Origin of the sequence: Polaromonas sp. AER18D-145 (assembly GCF_002379095.1) — a bacterium.
In the GTDB taxonomy this organism is placed as follows: Bacteria; Pseudomonadota; Gammaproteobacteria; order Burkholderiales; family Burkholderiaceae_C; genus Polaromonas.
Map to the genome: position 1 here is coordinate 1 of NZ_NBZV01000122.1, position 533 is coordinate 533.

The following is a 533-nucleotide window of genomic DNA, read 5'->3' on the forward strand; positions in this document are numbered from 1 at the left end:
TCGATGGAAGAGCTGACCAGTACCGTCAAACAAAACGCCGACAACGCCCGCCAGGCCAACCAGCTGGCCGTGACGGCCTCCAGCGTCGCGGTCAGGGGCGGCAGCGTGGTGTCCCAGGTGGTCGACACCATGGGCGCGATCAACGCGTCATCGAAAAAGATCGTCGACATCATCAGCGTGATCGAGGGCATTGCCTTCCAGACCAATATTCTTGCTCTGAACGCCGCGGTCGAAGCGGCCCGGGCCGGGGAACAAGGCAGAGGCTTTGCGGTGGTGGCCGCCGAGGTGAGAAACCTGGCCCAGCGAAGTGCGGCCGCGGCCAAAGAGATCAAGACCCTGATCGGCGACTCCGTCGACAAGGTCGAAGAAGGCAGCAAACAGGTAGCCGAGGCCGGCAAGACCATGGACGAGATTGTGGACAGCGTCAAACGCGTGACCGACATCATGGCCGAGATCACGGCGGCCAGCCAGGAGCAGACGGCTGGGATTGAGCAGATCAACCAGGCGATCACGCAGATGGACCAGGTGACGCA

The 533-nt window shown here is 62.5% G+C and carries 1 protein-coding gene; it reads left to right on the forward strand.

The annotated features are described in order from the left end of the window. Positions 1 to 533 (forward strand): methyl-accepting chemotaxis protein (locus tag B7G52_RS23130; RefSeq protein ID WP_240523598.1); only part of this gene is annotated, 533 nt, incomplete at both ends.